The following is a 16,641-nucleotide window of genomic DNA, read 5'->3' as shown; positions in this document are numbered from 1 at the left end:
TTGTAACGGCATATAACAAAAAAGAATATAACTTTTGTTTTAACAACCAACGGTACGGGTTAGGGTGTGCCACCTTTTGAATTCATCGATGGAGAGCGACCTTGCCTCTGCGTAGCACGTTCACGCGTTTCTTTCAGTTGGAAGCTGCCAGCGGTCTGCTATTGATCGCCGCAGCTGTCCTGGCCCTGATCATCAACAATTCATCGCTGTCGTGGCTCTATAGCGGTCTGCTGGACACCCCGGTGGTGGCTCAGATCGGCGCACTGAAAATCGCCAAGCCATTGCTGCTGTGGATCAACGACGGCCTGATGGCCCTGTTCTTCCTGTTGATCGGCCTGGAAGTGAAGCGCGAAGTCCTCGACGGCCAACTGTCGAAACCGTCGCAGATCGTCCTGCCCGGCGCGGCCGCGATTGGCGGCATGGTGGTGCCGGCGCTGATCTACTGGTTCCTCAACCGCGATAACCCGTCCGCCCTGAGTGGCTGGGCCATCCCGACGGCTACAGACATTGCCTTCGCCCTCGGCGTACTGGCCCTGCTGGGTAAACGCGTGCCGGTGTCGCTGAAACTGTTCCTGATGACCCTGGCGATCATCGACGACCTGGGCGCAATCATCATCATTGCGATCTTCTACTCCGGCGCACTGTCGACCCTGTCCCTGGCGCTGGCCGCAGCCTGCATCGCGGCCTTGATCGGGATGAACCGACTCGGTGTAGTGAAACTCGGGCCGTACATGATCATCGGGCTGATCCTCTGGGTGTGTGTACTCAAGAGCGGCGTGCACGCCACACTGGCCGGTGTGACCCTGGCCTTCTGCATTCCACTGCGCACGAAAAACGCCGAGCCGTCGCCGCTGCTGACCCTGGAGCATGCCCTGCATCCGTGGGTGGCCTACGGCATCCTGCCGCTGTTTGCCTTCGCCAACGCTGGCTTGTCCCTGAGCGGTGTGACCGTCGAAAGCTTCACCCACCATGTACCGATGGGCATCGCCGTCGGCCTGCTGCTGGGCAAGACCGTCGGTGTTTTCGGCCTGACCTGGCTGGCGGTAAAAATCGGCATCGCCGCCCTGCCCCAAGGCGCCAACTGGGGCCAGATCATGGGGGTGGCGATTCTCTGCGGCATCGGTTTCACCATGAGTTTGTTTGTCGGCTCCCTGGCCTTCGTGCCGGGCGCCAGTGAATACGCCGGGATGGATCGGATGGGGATTTTGACCGGCTCGATCCTGGCGGCATTGATCGGTTATGCAGTGACGGCGGCGGCGAGTCGCAAGAGCGCTGCGCTGCCTTCCTGAGCGATAGAGAACACTCTTAGCGACATTGAGGACTCGTCCTACAGCCATGATTAGCCACGTTCGTTAACGTCGCGCAGCCCCCTCTTTGGGGGTTGCCGATGGACGAGCGAAAGGACAATCAGTGGCTGGCAACAAGGACATCCCACGGGTGCAAAACCCACCGTCGGGCGACGGGCATCACGTCACCCACCGATTCATGACGGCCACCGAATTGGCCGAGCGTGATGCCAGACAAAACGCCTACGACGCTATGCTCGCAAGGCAGCAAACCTTCGAAGACAGCCTTCAAGTCGCAGCGAGAAAGGACAACGTTGCCCGTGCGGGATGCGCGTTCGCCAAGTCCTGCAAACTGCCTGATGCAATCATCGACTACACGAACACCTCCGGAGTTGTTCCGACCGACAGCCTGAAAGACTACGGCGAACTGATTCTGCTCGGCGCCCGCGAGGCTGATGAAACCGGTGTGGTGCCGCTGAAGAAAATCAGTGGCACCGCCATCCCTGCGGGTTTCGGCAGCTTCGCCCTGGGTGGCTCAGCGTTCGCCGCATTACCCACCGTCGCCGCCAGCACCGCTGCGGCTACCTTGGCAGGTCTGGTGGCGTTGCTCATGCCATCGAACCTGGGCGACAGCGCCCTCTACACCGAAGACCAACTGCTCACCCTCAAACAAGCTCGCACCCGCGTGCGTCTGCGAGTCGAGCAGCAAGCGGACGGCAGCCTCAAGGGTTATGGCTTCTACACCGGTAAAAACCGTGACTGGGAAATGGTCGATGTCGTGCAGTTCACCTCACGCGGCAGCCAATACATAGTTGACCTAGGTGAAGGCATCGAACTGATCTGGACACCCGTCGTGGACGGCTCCAACATCCTCGGTATCCCCGCCCTCGAAGCCGCCCCGCAGGCGCCGCATATCTGGGTTTATCCTCCGACGAAAGCGGCGGACAGCATTCTTGTGAATCCGGTTTATCCGCCGGAGTACAAGGATTTCATTCTTGTGTTTCCGGCGGATTCGGGGGTTGGGCCGTTATACATCGTAGTCAATACGTCACGTAAAGGCCTCCCATCAGCGGGGCATAGCTATCATAAACCTCCGAAAACAGAACAAATCACCGCGTTTCCCGGCCTTAAAAAAGCAAAAAAAATGAATCCTGTACAAGGAGGTGGTGGGCTTCGAGAACGTTGGACAGATGCCAAGGGCAGGAGAATTTACGAGTGGGATTCGATGCACGGAGAATTGGAAGTATACCGCGCAAGTGATGGAGCCCACTTAGGTGCGTTTGACCCCATTACAGGTGAACGGCGCGAAGACCCGAAAGATGAACGAAGCATCAGGAAAAAATATTTGTGAGGTAATGATGGGATTAAAACTGAGACTGGAGTGGTACGACAAGCAAACCCAAATGTGCCAAGGCGAGGAGTCGTCCAAAGACTTAGGCGATGATGAGTCAGTATTGAATGCCTTGGGTATCCCGGTGGAAAACAACATCAATAATGGCGGTTTCAATGTAATCGAGAAATGGGTCGCTACAATTCAGCCTTTTTTTCAACACGACATCATCCTGACCACTTACGACTATCAGATTGCGTTTGATTACAGCGAAGCCTGGTAACAAGCCTTCCCTGTGATCTACAAAATTGAAGCCTTTGATAAAAAACAGAGTTTCTTGTATTTGCGGAAAAATTTCCCAGCGGATGCGACGAGCAAATAGCAGCCATTATGGGATGGACGGGAGAACAGCAAGGCTGGGAAGGCTACGACCTGACAAGTGATCAACTTGACGCTTTGGAGAAACTGTTGAAAAAGACGGTTTTTAATCCGGCGCATTTCTTTCAGTTAAGTTGTAACGCTTATTAAGCATTTTTGATCGGCCCCACGCTCCCGTGGGGATGCCGCCGGGGACGCTCTGCATTCCGCTCACGACGCCAGGCTTGAGTCCTGTGCATTGGTGACGCGGAGCGTCACGACATGCATTCCCACGCAGAGCGTGGGAATGATCAGATGATGAGGGACAAGGATGATATTTATCGCAATTACCGGATTTTTCCCGGGGCCGAATCCCGACAATTCATTGCAATATGAAAAGGATGTGCCGCAAGCCTTAGAGACGGCAGTGTTGAAAGTCATGGGCTGGTCAACCTTATGGGATGTACCTATGGGCGAGCACACACTCTCTCACGATCAAGCCAGTGTGACTTTAGACTTGGTGGGTGCCCCCTTAAGAGAGGACCTGATGTACTACATGGGACTCTGTAGCAACGACTAACGATATTGAATCTGACATAACCGAAAACAACAGACACAAAAAACCCCGACCAGTCACCTGATCGGGGTTTTCTTTTTCCTTTCGTTTCCGCTTAGTGCGAAACGCGGCTGGTCCCACCCACAGTGGAGATCCGCACACGCTCACCCACACGGAACACTTCGTTTGGCTGAACTTCCTGCACGTAGGCGCGCATGCTGCCATCGTCTTCGCGCACGGTGATTTCGACGCCTTGAGTGCGGGTCAGGCCTTCTTCGGCAGCCGACCCCACCAGGCCACCCGCTACAGCGCCGATGACCGCTGCAACGATGCTGCCGCGACCGCCGCCGACGGCGCTACCGCCGACGCCACCCACGACTGCGCCCGCAGCGCTGCCGATTGGGGTTTTGGTGCCTTCGATTTTCACCGGACGCAGAGCTTCGATGGTGCCCATGCGAATCGTCTGCACGCGACGCGCTTCGTCACGGGAATAGGAGTCACCGGTCAGGCTCGATTGGCAGCCGGTGAGCAACATCGCCATCGTGGAAAAGGAAGCAACCAGCAAAACAGACTTACGCATAGCATCAAACTCCATAGGACAGGTATCCATTAAACTCCGCGGCTTGACGCCTGTCACGGCGTCGCCCGGATAAAATTGGTTTCATTCAGGCCTGGTACAGGCGCTTTGCGAACTCACCACACAGTAGCGTCACATTACGAAATCTGCGCCGCTGACCCAAGGATTATCATGGATTACTTCATCATTGTCGTCACGACCGTCGCCGGTTTGTACTTCCATTGGTGGCTGTACGTGCGGATCAGACGCTGGGGGGACCGCGATCTGGCGTTGTCACTGGCGGGTAAAGACGAACACAAAAGAGCCTTTATGCTCCAGCAACTGGCGAACGCTCAAGCGCAGAAGATCAAGCGTCGGGATCTGCCGCAGTGGCTTGAGGCTGCTGCGGCAGATTACTCCAATCGGTAGACCGTTTACGGGGCCAGGCGCTCACGCACCCAGTCGGCGCCCTGCAAGCGGTAGTTGAGGCGATCGTGCAGACGGCTCGGACGGCCCTGCCAGAACTCGATGCGCTCGGGTAGCAAGCGATAACCGCCCCAATGTTCGGGGCAGTGCGGTTGGGTGTCGCTGAAACGCTGCTCGGTGTCTTTGAGCAACGCTTCCAGTTCGGCGCGATCTGCGATCACCCGGCTCTGGGGCGACGCCCACGCACCGAGACGACTACCCAGAGGCCGAACCTGATAGTAGGCGTCGGATTCTTCAGGCGTGACCTTCACCACCCGACCTTCGATGCGCACCTGGCGCTCCAGGGCCGGCCAGAAGAACGTCATGGCTGCAAATGGATTGGCTGCCAATTGCTGACCCTTGTCGCTCTCGTAGTTGGTGAAGAAGGTAAAGCCCTGCTCGTCCAGGCCCTTGAGCAGCAGAATGCGACAATGCGGGCGACCATCCTGATCGACGGTGGCCAGTGTCATGGCATTCGCCTCCACCGGCACCTGTTCGGTTTTCACCGCATCGGCAAACCACTGATGAAACAGCGCGAACGGCTCAGCCGGGGCTTGCGCCTCGGTCAAGCCATCTCGGGTGTAGTCGCGACGCATATCTGCCAAGGGCCGGGTCATGGCGCATTCCTTTTGGTTAATGAATCACTGCTTTGTGGCATCGCCAGTGGCGACTTTCTTGGTGTCGGCAGCGGCTTTGGCTGGTGCCGCTTTTTTCACTGCGGCTTTTTTGACTGGAGCCTTGGCGGCCGCTTTCTTGACTGGTGCCTTCTTCTTCGCCGGGACAGCCGCTTTTTTCGCAGCAGGTGCCGGGGTCACAGGCGTGGCCGCTGGCTTGACGTCTTGCGCGGCAACCTTGGTCAGCGGTGCCGGAGCCGGCATGTTGTACTTGCTCAACAACGCGACCATGGTGTTCGCCGGCGTCACCAACAGCTCGACGCGACGGTTCAAGGCACGACCTTCGGCACTGTCGTTGGCGGCGCGCGGTGCGTCACCGCCCATGCCGCGCAGCATCAGGCGATCACGCTGCAGACCGCTGAGACGGAAAATCGCTGCCACCGCCTGGGCGCGCTCCTGGCTCAGTTTCACGTTGGCCGGTGCGGCACCCGACGTATCACTGTGGCCGAGTACCAGCACGGCAGTCTTTGGATCGGCTTCGAGGATTTTCGCGACACGGGTGAACGGAGCGAGGGTCACCGGCAAGAGCATGGCCGGACGGTCAGGGTTGAACGAGCCTTCTACCGGAGCAGTGACGACCAGCACGTTCTCACGGCGTTCGAGTTGCAGGTTGCTGCCCTTGATCGCATCGCGCAGGCGCGGCTCATAGTCGTCGAGCCAGGCCTGGGTGACTTTCGGATCGGGCATCGGTACAGCCGCTTTGGCGGTGCTTTGCTCCTTGCCGCCGAACGGCCACCACCATTTGCCACCCGCATCGGCTTCAGCCTTGGTGACAGGTGCTGTGGTGGCAGGTTTCAGGGGCGCCGGGGCTGGAGTGGGCTCTTTGGTCGCGACCTTGTCGGAAGAACCAAACGGCCACCAGCTGCTGCCGCCTGCTGCGTCATTTTGTGGGGTTTGTGCGCAACCGGTGATAGCGAAGCACAGGGCCAGGGCGAGGGTTTTATTGGACGACATTGGGTATCCACAAAATGAGGTAATGAAAAGTCAGCCGGGGAGTGCCCCCTGCTAAACAGACGCTTTGAAACCACAAAGGCTTTCGGGTTCCGGCCCTGGCCCCCTTAAGCGTGATTTACAGACAAGTGGCCAGTACTCGCACAAGCTTTTGGGCTCGTGGGTCCATCAAGACGTACGGCCCCAGGGTATTTGTCACAAAACCGAAGGCCACATCATGTTCCGGATCAGCAAAACCGATGGAGCCGCCAGCACCCGGGTGACCGAACGCCCGAGGGCCGAGGCCGTAGGTGGCGTTGGGTACATCCGGTTGATCGAGCATGCAACCCAGGCCGAAGCGGGTCTGGGTCAATAAGGTCTTGTCTTCGCCGATGCTGTGCTCGCGGGTCAGCTCGTCGAGCATTTCGCTTTCCAGCAGGCTGCCATCGAGCAGTCCGGCGTAGAAACCGGCCAGGCTGCGGGCGTTGCCGTGGCCATTGGCGGCCGGCTGCTGCATGCGTCGCCATTCCGGTTTGTTGGTGCTGGTCATGATCGACGGCGGGTTGGTGAAGGCCCGAGTGGTCATGGCCGTCGGTTCCCGCATGGTCACCTGCAGCAAGCGCTGGGCCGCAGCATCGCCGACGTTGCCCTTGCTGCGGGCGATGTGCGCCACGCGATGGAACTCTGAATCGGCCAGGCCGACATGGAAATCCAGCCCCAAGGGCTTGGCAACCCGCGCCACGATGGACTCGCCCGGCCCACGACCGTCGGCGCGCCGCAGCAATTCACCGACCAGCCAACCATAGGTGATTGCCGCATAACCGTGACCTTGGCCCGGCGTCCACCAGGGTGCTTCGGCGGCCAAAGCATTGACCATGGTCTGCCAGTCGTAAAGTGCCTCAGGGGGCAGCAACTCGCGCAAGGCCGGCAGACCCGCCTGATGGCAGAGCAAGTGGCGAAGTGTCACGGATTCTTTACCGGCGGCGGCAAATTCGGGCCAGTAGCGGGCGACCGGGGCATCGAGTTGCAGCTTGCCTTCAGCCACCAATTGCAGGGCCGCCACGGCGGTGAAGGTTTTGGTGCAGGAGAACAGGTTGGCGATGGTGTCGCTGTGCCAAGCCTCATGGCCGTCCTTGTCGGCGGTACCGGCCCAAAGGTCGAGGACGGTTTCACCACCGATCCGGATGCACAACGCCGCGCCACGTTCCTGAGGATCGTCGAACAGTGCTGCAAACGCTTCACGCACCGCTTCGAACTTAAGCTCGTAATGACCCTGAATCTGCACCCGCAACTCTCCCGGATAGACGCTCTACAAAGTGGCCCGCATTGTTCCAGCCCTTGAGGGTTTTGGGAACAGGATCGGGTCGGATGGTCGCCCGGTTATGGAAATGATCGGAAATTTATAGTGCCTATACCGACGCCTTCGCGGGCAAGCCTCGCTCCTACAGGGATTGCGCATTACCTGTAGGAGCGAGGCTTGCCCGCGAAGAACGATAACCCGGTCTATCAGAACTCAGTGGCCATTGCCCGAATGCCCACCCGCGTGCCCGGCGCCCTTGCCCGGGCCTTTGCCTGCCTCGCCCTTCCTGCCGCCCTCGACATCGTGACTGGCTTTATCCGCTTCAGCGCTGGCTTTCTCCGCCTCTTTGCCAAGCTGATCGATGATCTGCACATTGCTTTTGCGCACACTGTCGACAAAGCCCTGGAACGGCAAATCAGTAATGCCCACCAGACCGAAGTGCCCGTTCTCGCCATCCAGCAGACGACCGGTCACCGGTTGATCGAGGTATTGGAACCAATGCACCCCGACAATCGACGGTTCGCTCATCGCCTGTTTGAGGAAGTGAGCGTAAGCCGTGCCGCGGTCTTCTTCCTTCGCCAGTTGCGTCACGCCGCCCCAGAACGGGCCGCGATCTGCCGAGCCGAAGTTGAATTCGGTGATCAGCACCGGTTTGTCCAGACTGCGCAGTTTGGCGAAGTCGTAACCGTCCTGGGGTTGCAGGGTGTACATGTTGAAGCTCAACACGTCGCAATATTGCGCACAGGACTCGACTGCCTCGGGGGAACTGACGGCAAAGCGGCCGCCCAGCAACAATTGATTTGGCGCGTGCCATTTGAGCGAGTCAGAAACAGTCTTGAAGTAGGTGTCTGCGAAGACCTTCTGGAAGTATTTGAAGTCAGCTTCGATTTCCGGGTGTTCGGCGCTCGGCTGCGGCGGGACGAAGCCTGGGTCTTCCATCAACTCCCAGGCCGGCAGATCAATGCCCCAGGCTTTCGACAGGCCCGCCTGATTACGGTATTTGTCGCGCAGCTGCTTGAGGAAGGCGCGTTTGGCCGGCACGTCGGTGGTCATTTTCAAGGTGCCGTAGGCCAGTGCATAGCGGGCCTTCGGGTCATCACCGGGACCGGCCCAAGCCAGTTCGTTGTCGGCGAAGTAACCGATCAGCCACGGATCGTCGCGATGGTCCCGGGCGGCGATGGCCACGGCGCGTTCGGTGGCCATGGCGAAACGTGGATCGAACGGGTCAGGCATGCCGCCCCACCAATCGGTGCCGGTGCTGATGCTGGCGTAATCGCCGACGATCGACAGCGGCAAGGTGTACGGCACACGGTCAGCGTTGCCCAACACCGGTGCGCTCCAGTTGCCGAGGGTGTTGAAACCCCAGGCCTGCAGGCGATCGAGGGTGTGACTGGCCCAGCGTTGCTCGTCGACAGCCACTTTGCAGGGTTTGGCGGCTGCTTTTTCGACCGACGCTTCAACCGCGCCGGTCTTGGCCGCTTCGGCAACACCGGCGCTGGATTCGGTAGGCGCAGGAGCGGCTGACTGTTCGGCGGTCTTGTCAGCCGTCGCCTCGACCGCCTCGGCCTTGGCTGCTTCGGCAACACCGGCCTTGGCGTCGCTGCCCGGTGCGCAAGGGTCGCCATACAGTCGTTGCAGGTTGGCGCCATAGAAATCGTACCAACGACCGGCGTTGTAGGCTCGGCCCTGATCAACACCGTTGCCGCCACGGTTATCGCCTTCGCCATAGTGACTGGCCAAGGGTTCTTCGGGTTTGGGCAGGGACTCGAACATCCACTCGCGCCCGGCGACGTAGGTCTGGTTGACGCTCGGGGTCACGGTGTTGACGCCGAGGGAATAGAACGGATGCCCCTCCGGAGTCACCAGGTACCAGCGGCCATCACGCTTTTCGGTGCGGAAAAAGCCGCTGGCCTTGAACTCCGGGCCTTTGTTCAAACCGCCGAACTTGTCCAGAGGCGCCTTCTCGCGCTCGGCCAGCCAGGTTTTCAGTTGTTGCTGTTCTTTGCCGGCGGCGGATTTCAGTTGTTCGTCGCTACTGATCTTCTCCGGCCATTTGGCCCGGGTCGATTGACCGTAAGCGTCCACCAGGCCGCCATAAGCGGCTTTGGTCACCGCCTCGCCATCCTGCACGCCGAAGCGCTCGAGCAGGATGCTTTGCGCAACTTTCGGCTGATCCATCGACAAGGTCACCGACACCACCTGGCTGCGGTCCAACTCACCGGTACTGCTGGCCAGCAATACACGCTGCCCTTCGAAGTTGATCGGCATTGGCGGGCCGGCTTTCATGCCCTGGCTCAGCGGCGAGCTCGGCTGCAGCGGTACCAATAAGGTCTGCGCCGGGCCGGCCGGCAGATCGACACGGCTGACCAGTGTCTTGCCATCGTTGCTCTGGATTTTCACGTACAGGGTCACGGCCCAGTTCATCGCGCTCTGAATCCGCAGACTCATGACGCCCGACTGCGACCAGTCCCAGGCACCGGTCTGCGGTGTCAGGCGCAAGCTCGGCTGGGCGACCGGGTTGAAGGTCACGCGGCGCAGCACTTCGCCTTCGGCCGTTTGCTCCGCATTGGATTGCGGCAGGCTGGCGTCCTGGGTCGCCACCTGAACCACGTCGGCGGGACGCACAAAGTTGAACAGCGTCTGCTGGCCGGTAGGGGCCGCCAGTAAAGGGGCTGCGAACATCAAGGCAAAAACGGCGGGCAACGAACGGCGAATCATAAGAACGAGGTTCTCCCTAACGACCATCAATGGGCCAGTGGAAAGGCAGTGGCAGTGAGGTAGACAACGCGGTGGGCAAATTTGCCCACCGGTGCATCAGGAAATTTCACGACGAAATGGCGGCAACGCATTGAGAATAGCTTTGCCGTAGCGCTGCGTGACCAAACGACGGTCGAGCAAGGTGATGGTGCCGCGATCTTCTTCGGTTCGCAGCAGGCGACCGCAGGCCTGGACCAGCTTCAGCGAGGCGTCCGGCACGGAGATTTCCATGAACGGATTGCCGCCGCGAGCCTCGATCCACTCAGCCAGCGCGGCTTCGACCGGATCGTCGGGCACCGAGAACGGGATCTTGGCGATCACCACGTGCTCGCAGTAGGCACCGGGCAAATCCACGCCTTCGGCAAAACTCGCCAGGCCGAACAGCACGCTGGAATCCCCGCCATCGACCCGCGCTTTGTGCTTGTTCAGGGTTTCCTGCTTCGACAGGTTGCCTTGAATGAACACTTGCTTGCGCCAGTCGCGATCCAGCCCGTCGAACACGTCCTGCATCTGTTTGCGCGAGGAGAACAGCACCAGAGTGCCACGGGAGCCCTCGACCAGTTCCGGCAAGTCGCGAATGATCGCCGCCGTATGAGCTGGTGCATCGCGCGGGTCGGCTTTCAGGTCCGGCACCCGCAGCACACCGGCGTCGGCATGATGGAACGGGCTCGGGACCACGGCGGTCACGGCGGTTTTCGGCAGGCCGGCGCGCATGCGGAAACGGTCGAAGGTGCCAAGAGCGGTCAGGGTCGCCGAGGTTACCAGCGCCCCGTAAGCCACGTTCCACAGGTTGCGCCGGAGCATTTCCGCCGCGAGGATCGGGCTGGCATTGACCTCGATGTCGAACAGCGAACCGCTTTCGGCAAGGGTCAGCCAGCGGGCCATGGGCGGGTTGTCTTCCGGGTCTTCGACGGTGAAGGCGGTCCACAACTCCCAGTTGCCCGAAGAACGCGACAGCAGGCTACCGAACAGCGGATACCACTCTTCGGCCTGGTTGCTGGCGATGCCGATGTTGACCTCGCCGTCCATGCCTTCCTTGAGCAGTTCGGTAAGCCGTGTGAACAGGTCGGTCAGCCGGGCAAAGCCCTTCTTCAACTCGATGCCCATCTCACGCATGTGTTCGGGAATCACCCCGCCGACGAAACGGTGACGCGGCCGCTCGCGACCTTCGACGTCTTCGCCGGGCTTGAAGTCGGCAACCTGCTCACAGGCACTGAACATGAACTGCTGCTGGGTCTTGATCTCCCGGGCCAGTTCCGGCACCTGCTCGATCAACTTGCCCAGATCCCCCGGCAACGGATGCTGGGCAAGCAATTTGGTGAGGTTCTTGGCGGTGGTTTCCAGCCAGTCGGCGGTGGAGCGCAGGCGTGTGTAATGGGCGAAGTGGCCGATGGCCTTGTCCGGCAGGTGATGGCCTTCGTCGAACACGTAGATCGTGTCGCGCGGGTCCGGCAGAACCGCGCCGCCGCCCAGGGCCAGGTCGGCCAGGACCATGTCGTGGTTGGTAACGATCACGTCGACCTTGCCCATGCCTTCGCGGGCCTTGTAGAAGGCGCACTGGCCGAAGTTGGGGCAATGGCGGTTGGTGCACTGGCTGTGATCGGTGGTCAGGCGCGCCCAGTCGGCGTCTTCGAGCGCGGTGGACCAACTGTCGCGGTCGCCGTCCCACTTATTGCCGGCAAGTTTCTCGATCATGCTGGTGAACAGCTTCTGACTGGCCTCATCGACCTCGATCTTGAAGCCTTCTTCTTCGAACAGCTGCGCGGTGGCGGTTTGCGCGTGACCTTCCTGGAGCAACATGTCGAGCTTGGACAGGCACATGTAGCGCCCCCGGCCCTTGGCCAGGGCGAAGCTGAAATTCAGCCCGCTGTTGCGCATCAGGTCGGGCAGATCCTTGTAGACGATCTGCTCTTGCAGGGCCACGGTGGCCGTGGCGATCACCAGACGCTTGCCAGCGGCCTTGGCAGCAGGGATGGCCGCCAGGCTGTAGGCCACGGTTTTGCCGGTACCGGTGCCGGCTTCCACCGCGACAATCGCGGGGTCGCCACTGCGCCGACCTTCGTCGTCGGTGTCGATGTCACCGAGGACTTTGGCGATTTCGGCGATCATCAGGCGTTGGCCGTAGCGCGGCTTGAGGCTCTTGGCTTCGAGAAAACGCGAGTAGGCGCCCTGGATCGTGGTTTTGAGTTCAGTGCTGATCATTGATTGTCGGGCGCAAAAAACGCTGGATAAATTTTCAGTAGTTGGGATCGGTGGCTATCATACCCCGCTAATTAATCCCGCGCAGAACGGAGTACCCCAATGACACCTTTTGGCATCGTTTATACCCTGCATGTCCTGGCCGCCCTGGTCTGGGTCGGCGGCATGTTTTTCGCCTGGATGGTCGTTCGCCCTGCGGCGATGAAAGTGTTGGAAGGCCCTGCCCGGTTGAAGCTGTGGGTGGAAGTGTTTCAAGGTTTTTTCCGCTGGGTCTGGGTCGCGGTGGTGCTTTTGCCGATCAGCGGTGTGGGCATGATTCATTTGCAGTTCACCGGGTTTGAAGCGGCACCGCGGTATGTGCAGGTGATGATGGGACTGTATGTGGTGATGACCGCGCTGTTCATCCGGATTCAGGCGTTGCTGCTGCCGGAACTGCGCACCGCGGTAGCGGCTCAGGATTGGCCGACAGGCGCGGCGACGCTGGGCAAGATTCGCCGGTTGGTGGGGATTAACCTGATGGTCGGGTTGGTGCTGGTGGCGATTGCTGCAGCTCGGCCGATGTTCTGAGCAATGCATAGTCTCTGTGGCGAGGGAGCTTGCTCCCGCTCGGCTGCGTAGCCGTCGTAATCGATCACTGCGCACGTTCTGAAAGAACAGGGTCGCCGGCTTTGGGGCCGCTTCGCGACCCAGCGGGAGCAAGCTCCCTCGCCACAGGGGTTCTCGGTCGCTCTTACAACCGCTGAATGCTCACCGAACCTACCGCCCCGGCAGGCCCAGGCTGGCCATCGGTACCAGGGCGACCGCTCTTGCCGCCATCGGCTTTATAGATAATGCAGCCCTTGGCCTTGCCGCCCGCTCCCGGTTTGCCACCCGGTCCGGCCGCGCCACCGACTCCGCCCGCCACCTCGACCTTGATCTGCTCCGCCGGATAGTCACGCGGCACTTCCAGCCGAACCGCCGCCCCCGGCGCACCTGGCTGGCCGTCGCTGCCGTCACTGCCATCGAAGCCGCGACCGGCCTGGCCCCAGGTGCAACCCGGTGCCTGACCGTTGGCCCCATCGAGGCCGACAAAACCCGGGGCGCCCGCGCCACCGCGAGCGTCTACCGACAATTGCGGTGCCTTCAGCGCTTTGATCTGCAAATTCAGATTGCGCCCGGAGCGGGCGGCCTTGAGATAAGTTCCGGGGGCGCCCCGCGCGGTGATCTGGCTGCCTTCAGCCAACTCGGCCCGGCTGACTTTCAATTCCAGTGCCTGTTCGCTCGGCACAATGGCGATCCGCGCTTCGCGTCCCAGGCGCAGTTCACTGACCGATACTTCGGTCACATTCGAAGGAATCAGCAAGGTGCCGTAATCGGCGACTTCCAACCGTTCCAGTTGCAAGGAACTGGCAGTGTTGGGCAAACGCATCAGCGAATTGGTTTCGACGCTCACCACTTGGGCGCAAGCCAATGGGCTGATGAGTGCAGCGAGTAGACAGAGTTTACGCATGGGAAGCCTTCACAGTGGCCGGGGCCGGAATGGTTTGCAGGTGAAAAACGCCGAAAAAGATAATTTTCAGGCGATCACGCCAAGGGTGGGCTCGACCTTTGAGACTGCGATTGCAGAACACCAGCTCCAGAAGATGAGTCAGTGCCAACAGACTGCCGGCCAGGTTGACCAACAGATGCAGTGGATGCACAAACGGTATGAGCAGATTGACCAGCACCACCAACCAGAACAGCAGGGTCAATAACTTCCCCAGCCCCCAAAACACCTTCATACGCTCCCCCGTCGAGAATTTTTATTTGCACGCACAGTAACGGCTTACACGCGGGATAAGCCAGAGGGCAACGGAAAATTCTTCCGAAAGGCATCGAATGGCCGCCGGATCAACCTTGACGATCATCCGACGGCTCTATCACGGGCCTCTTGATCACGGAGCCTAGCGATTGATGTGCAACTCCACACGACGGTTTTTTGCCCGCCCTTCTTCCGTGTCGTTGTCGGCCACCGGCTGGCTTTCGCCCCGTCCTTCGCTGGTGATTTTGTTCGGCGCCAGCCCTTGGCTCAACAGGTAGGTCGCTACACTGCTGGCACGACGCTCCGACAGTTTCTGGTTATAGGTGTCCGAGCCCTGGCTGTCGGTATGGCCGACGACTTTGATGCTCACCACATCAGCGCTCTGCAATTTGGGCATCAGCGAGTCCAGCTCACTGCGCGCTTCAGGCGTCAGATCAGACTGGTTGTAAGCGAACAACACGTTACCGTTCAGGGTGATGACTTCGGATACCGGAGGTTCAGCAGGTTTCACACTGGCCGGATACTGCGGCAGCGGACAGCCGTGCTGTTCGACAGGTGTATTGGCAGGCGTATCGGGGCAGCGATCGCGGCGATCGAAGACACCGTCACCGTCTTCATCACCATCCTGGGCGTAACAGATCAAGCCACCGGTCAAGATACCGAGCGCCGCTCCTCCCGCGGCCCAACCGCCACTTTCGATCGCGCCCAAACCGCCGCCGACCAGTCCGCCAATGACACTGCAGATCGGCCAGGTACGTTGATTCAAGGGGGCGGTGCCATCGCTATGGGTGGCGCAACCGGTCAGAAGACTGCCAAGCAGCAGAACCGGCAAGACGGTCCTTGTGAGAACGCTCATTGTGAATGCTCCTGTGTCACCGGCCCATACCGGTCACACAGGAGTAAAGACCCGCATCCGCGACTGCACAAGCCGCGGAGTACAAGGGGTTTAGCGGTCGATTTTGATTTCCGTGCGGCGGTTCAGCGCACGGCCGTCAGCAGTTTTATTATCGGCCACCGGCTGGCTTTCACCTGCGCCGGTCACAGACACGAAACTGCTGCGTGGCACACCTTGGGAAATCAGGTACTCCACCACCGAATGGGCGCGTTTGTCCGCCAGTTTCTGGTTGTATTTATCGCTGCCGACGCTGTCGGTATGACCAGTCACGGTCAACCGGGCGCTGGAGGATTCCTGTTTCAGGCGCGTGGCAACGGTGTTGAGCACCTCTTTATCGGAAGGGGTGAGCTTGGACGAGTCGAACTGGAAGTGAACATCACGGATAACGATGACTTCTTCCTTGACCACCGCCTTCTCTTCGACCACAGGCGCAGGCGCGGGTGGAGGGCAGCCGTCGGCATCGACACGCACGCCTCTAGGTGTGTGCGGGCACTTGTCGCGGCTGTCCGGCACACCATCGCCGTCTTCGTCACCGTCGCCATGCACCCAGCAATAAGCCGCTGCCGTGCCGCCGACCAGCAGCGCGCCGTACCCCGCCCATGAAGAGCTCTCGGTCGCACCGAGCCCCGCACCGACGACACCACCGACCGCCGCACAGGTCGGCCAGTCGGTTTTCTGCAAACCTGCGCAACCAGTCAACACACTGGTTAGCAGAACCAAAGGTAATGCTGTCCGGACTATGCTCATCTAGTTTCTCCTGAGGGATCGGCTAATAACCGATTTCAAGGAGTAAAGACCGGACTTTTAATCTCCGCCAGCAATAGGCCATTGCTGTTTTACCTTATGTTCACGGAACATCGGCGCTTTTTGCTTAAACCCGCTCTGCAAGACACGTTAGTCTTGGCGTTCTGATTGAGGAATTTCGATGATTGCAGGTATTTCTACGCGCACGCCCCAGCAGGCGTTGGCCGCTTTGCTTGATCGTTACACCCCGTCGCGTCTGTTGCTGATTGGCGCCAGTGAGTTCCCCGCGCTCGAGGCGTTCAAACTCGCGCATCCGGAGAGCATCGTCGCCTTTGCCGCACCCGGAGCATTGCCGGCCGAACTGGCGGCGCAGCGGTTTGATCTGGCGCTGGTGGTCGATTGCCTCGAACACTTGCCCAAGCGCGACGGCCTGAATCTGCTCGGCGGGATCCGCAACCTCAATGCCAGTCGCATTGCAGTGCTGGCCGACTTGCCGGCCAGCGGTTGGCAGGAGACGGATTTTTTCTCCCTGGCCCTGCAAGCCAGCGAACGCTTCCAGCGTGACGATCAAGTGTTGACGCTGTTTACCTACGATCTGCTTGACTACAAACAGGTGCCCGACTGGCTCAACTCACGCTTCTGGGCCAATCCGGAAAACTTCGGGAAATACTGGTGGTAACGCAATGATCTGACACCTTGCAAGCGTTAGATCCCCATTGTATTAGATGGCAGCCCCTCGCGAGCTCATAACCTGAAGCAGTGATTAAGGGGTGATCTAATGGCCCTGAATCTGTTTAAACAGACAAAAGGGA

Annotated in this window: 18 protein-coding genes; 8 read left to right on the top strand and 10 right to left on the bottom strand. The window is 59.9% G+C overall.

The window, feature by feature from the left end:
- Positions 1-101 precede the first annotated feature (101 nt).
- The 5 genes from nhaA (at position 102) to AC30D7_RS12070 (ending at position 3,553) form a co-directional block, all read left to right on the top strand.
- Positions 102-1,289, top strand: a complete 1,188-nt coding sequence (gene nhaA, locus AC30D7_RS12090) for a Na+/H+ antiporter NhaA (protein WP_490134213.1) — start codon at positions 102-104, stop codon at positions 1,287-1,289.
- 121 nt (positions 1,290-1,410) lie between these two features.
- Entirely contained in the window at positions 1,411-2,637 is a 1,227-nt protein-coding gene (locus AC30D7_RS12085; protein ID WP_490134212.1) for an S-type pyocin domain-containing protein, read from the top strand.
- Positions 2,606-2,899 carry a colicin E3-like toxin immunity protein gene (locus AC30D7_RS12080; protein ID WP_490134211.1) on the top strand — a complete coding sequence of 98 codons (294 nt, stop codon included), beginning with the start codon at positions 2,606-2,608 and terminating at the stop codon, positions 2,897-2,899. Before AC30D7_RS12085 ends, AC30D7_RS12080 begins: the two co-directional genes overlap by 32 nt.
- Positions 2,900-2,994: 95 nt before the next feature.
- Positions 2,995-3,144: a hypothetical protein gene (locus AC30D7_RS12075; RefSeq protein WP_490134312.1), complete on the top strand. Its 150-nt coding sequence runs from the start codon at positions 2,995-2,997 to the stop codon at positions 3,142-3,144.
- Between the two features lie 160 nt (positions 3,145-3,304).
- Positions 3,305-3,553 carry a pyocin S6 family toxin immunity protein gene (locus AC30D7_RS12070; RefSeq protein WP_490134210.1) on the top strand — a complete coding sequence of 83 codons (249 nt, stop codon included), beginning with the start codon at positions 3,305-3,307 and terminating at the stop codon, positions 3,551-3,553.
- 91 nt (positions 3,554-3,644) lie between these two features.
- Here the strand turns inward: AC30D7_RS12070 and AC30D7_RS12065 are convergent, their stop codons facing one another.
- Positions 3,645-4,109 (bottom strand): outer membrane lipoprotein, encoded by a 465-nt coding sequence (locus AC30D7_RS12065; protein ID WP_476215080.1) that lies wholly within the window; start codon positions 4,107-4,109, stop codon positions 3,645-3,647.
- Positions 4,110-4,277: 168 nt separating this feature from the next.
- Here AC30D7_RS12065 and AC30D7_RS12060 point away from each other — a divergent pair, with 168 nt between their 5' ends.
- Positions 4,278-4,514 (top strand): hypothetical protein, encoded by a 237-nt coding sequence (locus AC30D7_RS12060; RefSeq protein ID WP_490134209.1) that lies wholly within the window; start codon positions 4,278-4,280, stop codon positions 4,512-4,514.
- A 5-nt stretch (positions 4,515-4,519) separates the two neighbouring features.
- Here the strand turns inward: AC30D7_RS12060 and pdxH are convergent, their stop codons facing one another.
- The 5 genes from pdxH to dinG form a co-directional block, all read right to left on the bottom strand.
- Entirely contained in the window at positions 4,520-5,167 is a 648-nt protein-coding gene (pdxH, locus tag AC30D7_RS12055; protein WP_007935906.1) for a pyridoxamine 5'-phosphate oxidase, read from the bottom strand.
- Between the two features lie 24 nt (positions 5,168-5,191).
- Positions 5,192-6,178, bottom strand: a complete 987-nt coding sequence (locus AC30D7_RS12050; protein WP_490134208.1) for an OmpA family protein — start codon at positions 6,176-6,178, stop codon at positions 5,192-5,194.
- 115 nt (positions 6,179-6,293) lie between these two features.
- Complete coding sequence (locus AC30D7_RS12045) at positions 6,294-7,439, bottom strand: serine hydrolase domain-containing protein (protein ID WP_490134207.1); 1,146 nt, start codon at positions 7,437-7,439, stop codon at positions 6,294-6,296.
- 228 nt (positions 7,440-7,667) lie between these two features.
- Positions 7,668-10,172, bottom strand: coding sequence for a beta-galactosidase (locus tag AC30D7_RS12040; RefSeq protein WP_490134206.1), 2,505 nt, complete (start codon positions 10,170-10,172; stop codon positions 7,668-7,670).
- Positions 10,173-10,268: 96 nt separating this feature from the next.
- Entirely contained in the window at positions 10,269-12,413 is a 2,145-nt protein-coding gene (dinG, locus tag AC30D7_RS12035; protein ID WP_007935913.1) for an ATP-dependent DNA helicase DinG, read from the bottom strand.
- A gap of 99 nt (positions 12,414-12,512) precedes the next feature.
- Between dinG and AC30D7_RS12030 the strand changes: the two genes are divergently transcribed.
- Positions 12,513-12,977 (top strand): CopD family protein, encoded by a 465-nt coding sequence (locus AC30D7_RS12030; protein ID WP_490134205.1) that lies wholly within the window; start codon positions 12,513-12,515, stop codon positions 12,975-12,977.
- Positions 12,978-13,140: 163 nt separating this feature from the next.
- Here AC30D7_RS12030 and AC30D7_RS12025 read toward each other — a convergent pair whose 3' ends face one another.
- The 4 genes from AC30D7_RS12025 to AC30D7_RS12010 all read right to left on the bottom strand — a co-directional run bounded on the left by AC30D7_RS12025 (position 13,141) and on the right by AC30D7_RS12010 (position 15,832).
- The gene (locus tag AC30D7_RS12025; protein ID WP_490134204.1) at positions 13,141-13,899 is read right to left on the bottom strand and encodes a collagen-like triple helix repeat-containing protein; all 759 of its coding nucleotides are present in this window, start codon (positions 13,897-13,899) and stop codon (positions 13,141-13,143) included.
- Positions 13,892-14,170, bottom strand: coding sequence for a DUF1145 domain-containing protein (locus AC30D7_RS12020; protein WP_490134203.1), 279 nt, complete (start codon positions 14,168-14,170; stop codon positions 13,892-13,894). Before AC30D7_RS12020 ends, AC30D7_RS12025 begins: the two co-directional genes overlap by 8 nt.
- A 162-nt stretch (positions 14,171-14,332) precedes the next feature.
- Positions 14,333-15,046, bottom strand: a complete 714-nt coding sequence (locus AC30D7_RS12015) for a PA1041 family peptidoglycan-binding anchor lipoprotein (RefSeq protein WP_490134202.1) — start codon at positions 15,044-15,046, stop codon at positions 14,333-14,335.
- 90 nt (positions 15,047-15,136) lie between these two features.
- Positions 15,137-15,832 carry a PA1041 family peptidoglycan-binding anchor lipoprotein gene (locus AC30D7_RS12010; RefSeq protein ID WP_490134201.1) on the bottom strand — a complete coding sequence of 232 codons (696 nt, stop codon included), beginning with the start codon at positions 15,830-15,832 and terminating at the stop codon, positions 15,137-15,139.
- A gap of 178 nt (positions 15,833-16,010) precedes the next feature.
- On the opposite strand from AC30D7_RS12010, the gene AC30D7_RS12005 reads away from it, so the two are divergent.
- Positions 16,011-16,508, top strand: a complete 498-nt coding sequence (locus tag AC30D7_RS12005) for a DUF6231 family protein (RefSeq protein ID WP_490134200.1) — start codon at positions 16,011-16,013, stop codon at positions 16,506-16,508.
- The last annotated feature ends 133 nt before the right edge of the window (positions 16,509-16,641 follow it).

It is taken from the genome of Pseudomonas sp. DF5, from assembly GCF_058148225.1.
This window is presented reverse-complemented; position numbering and strand designations above follow the sequence as displayed.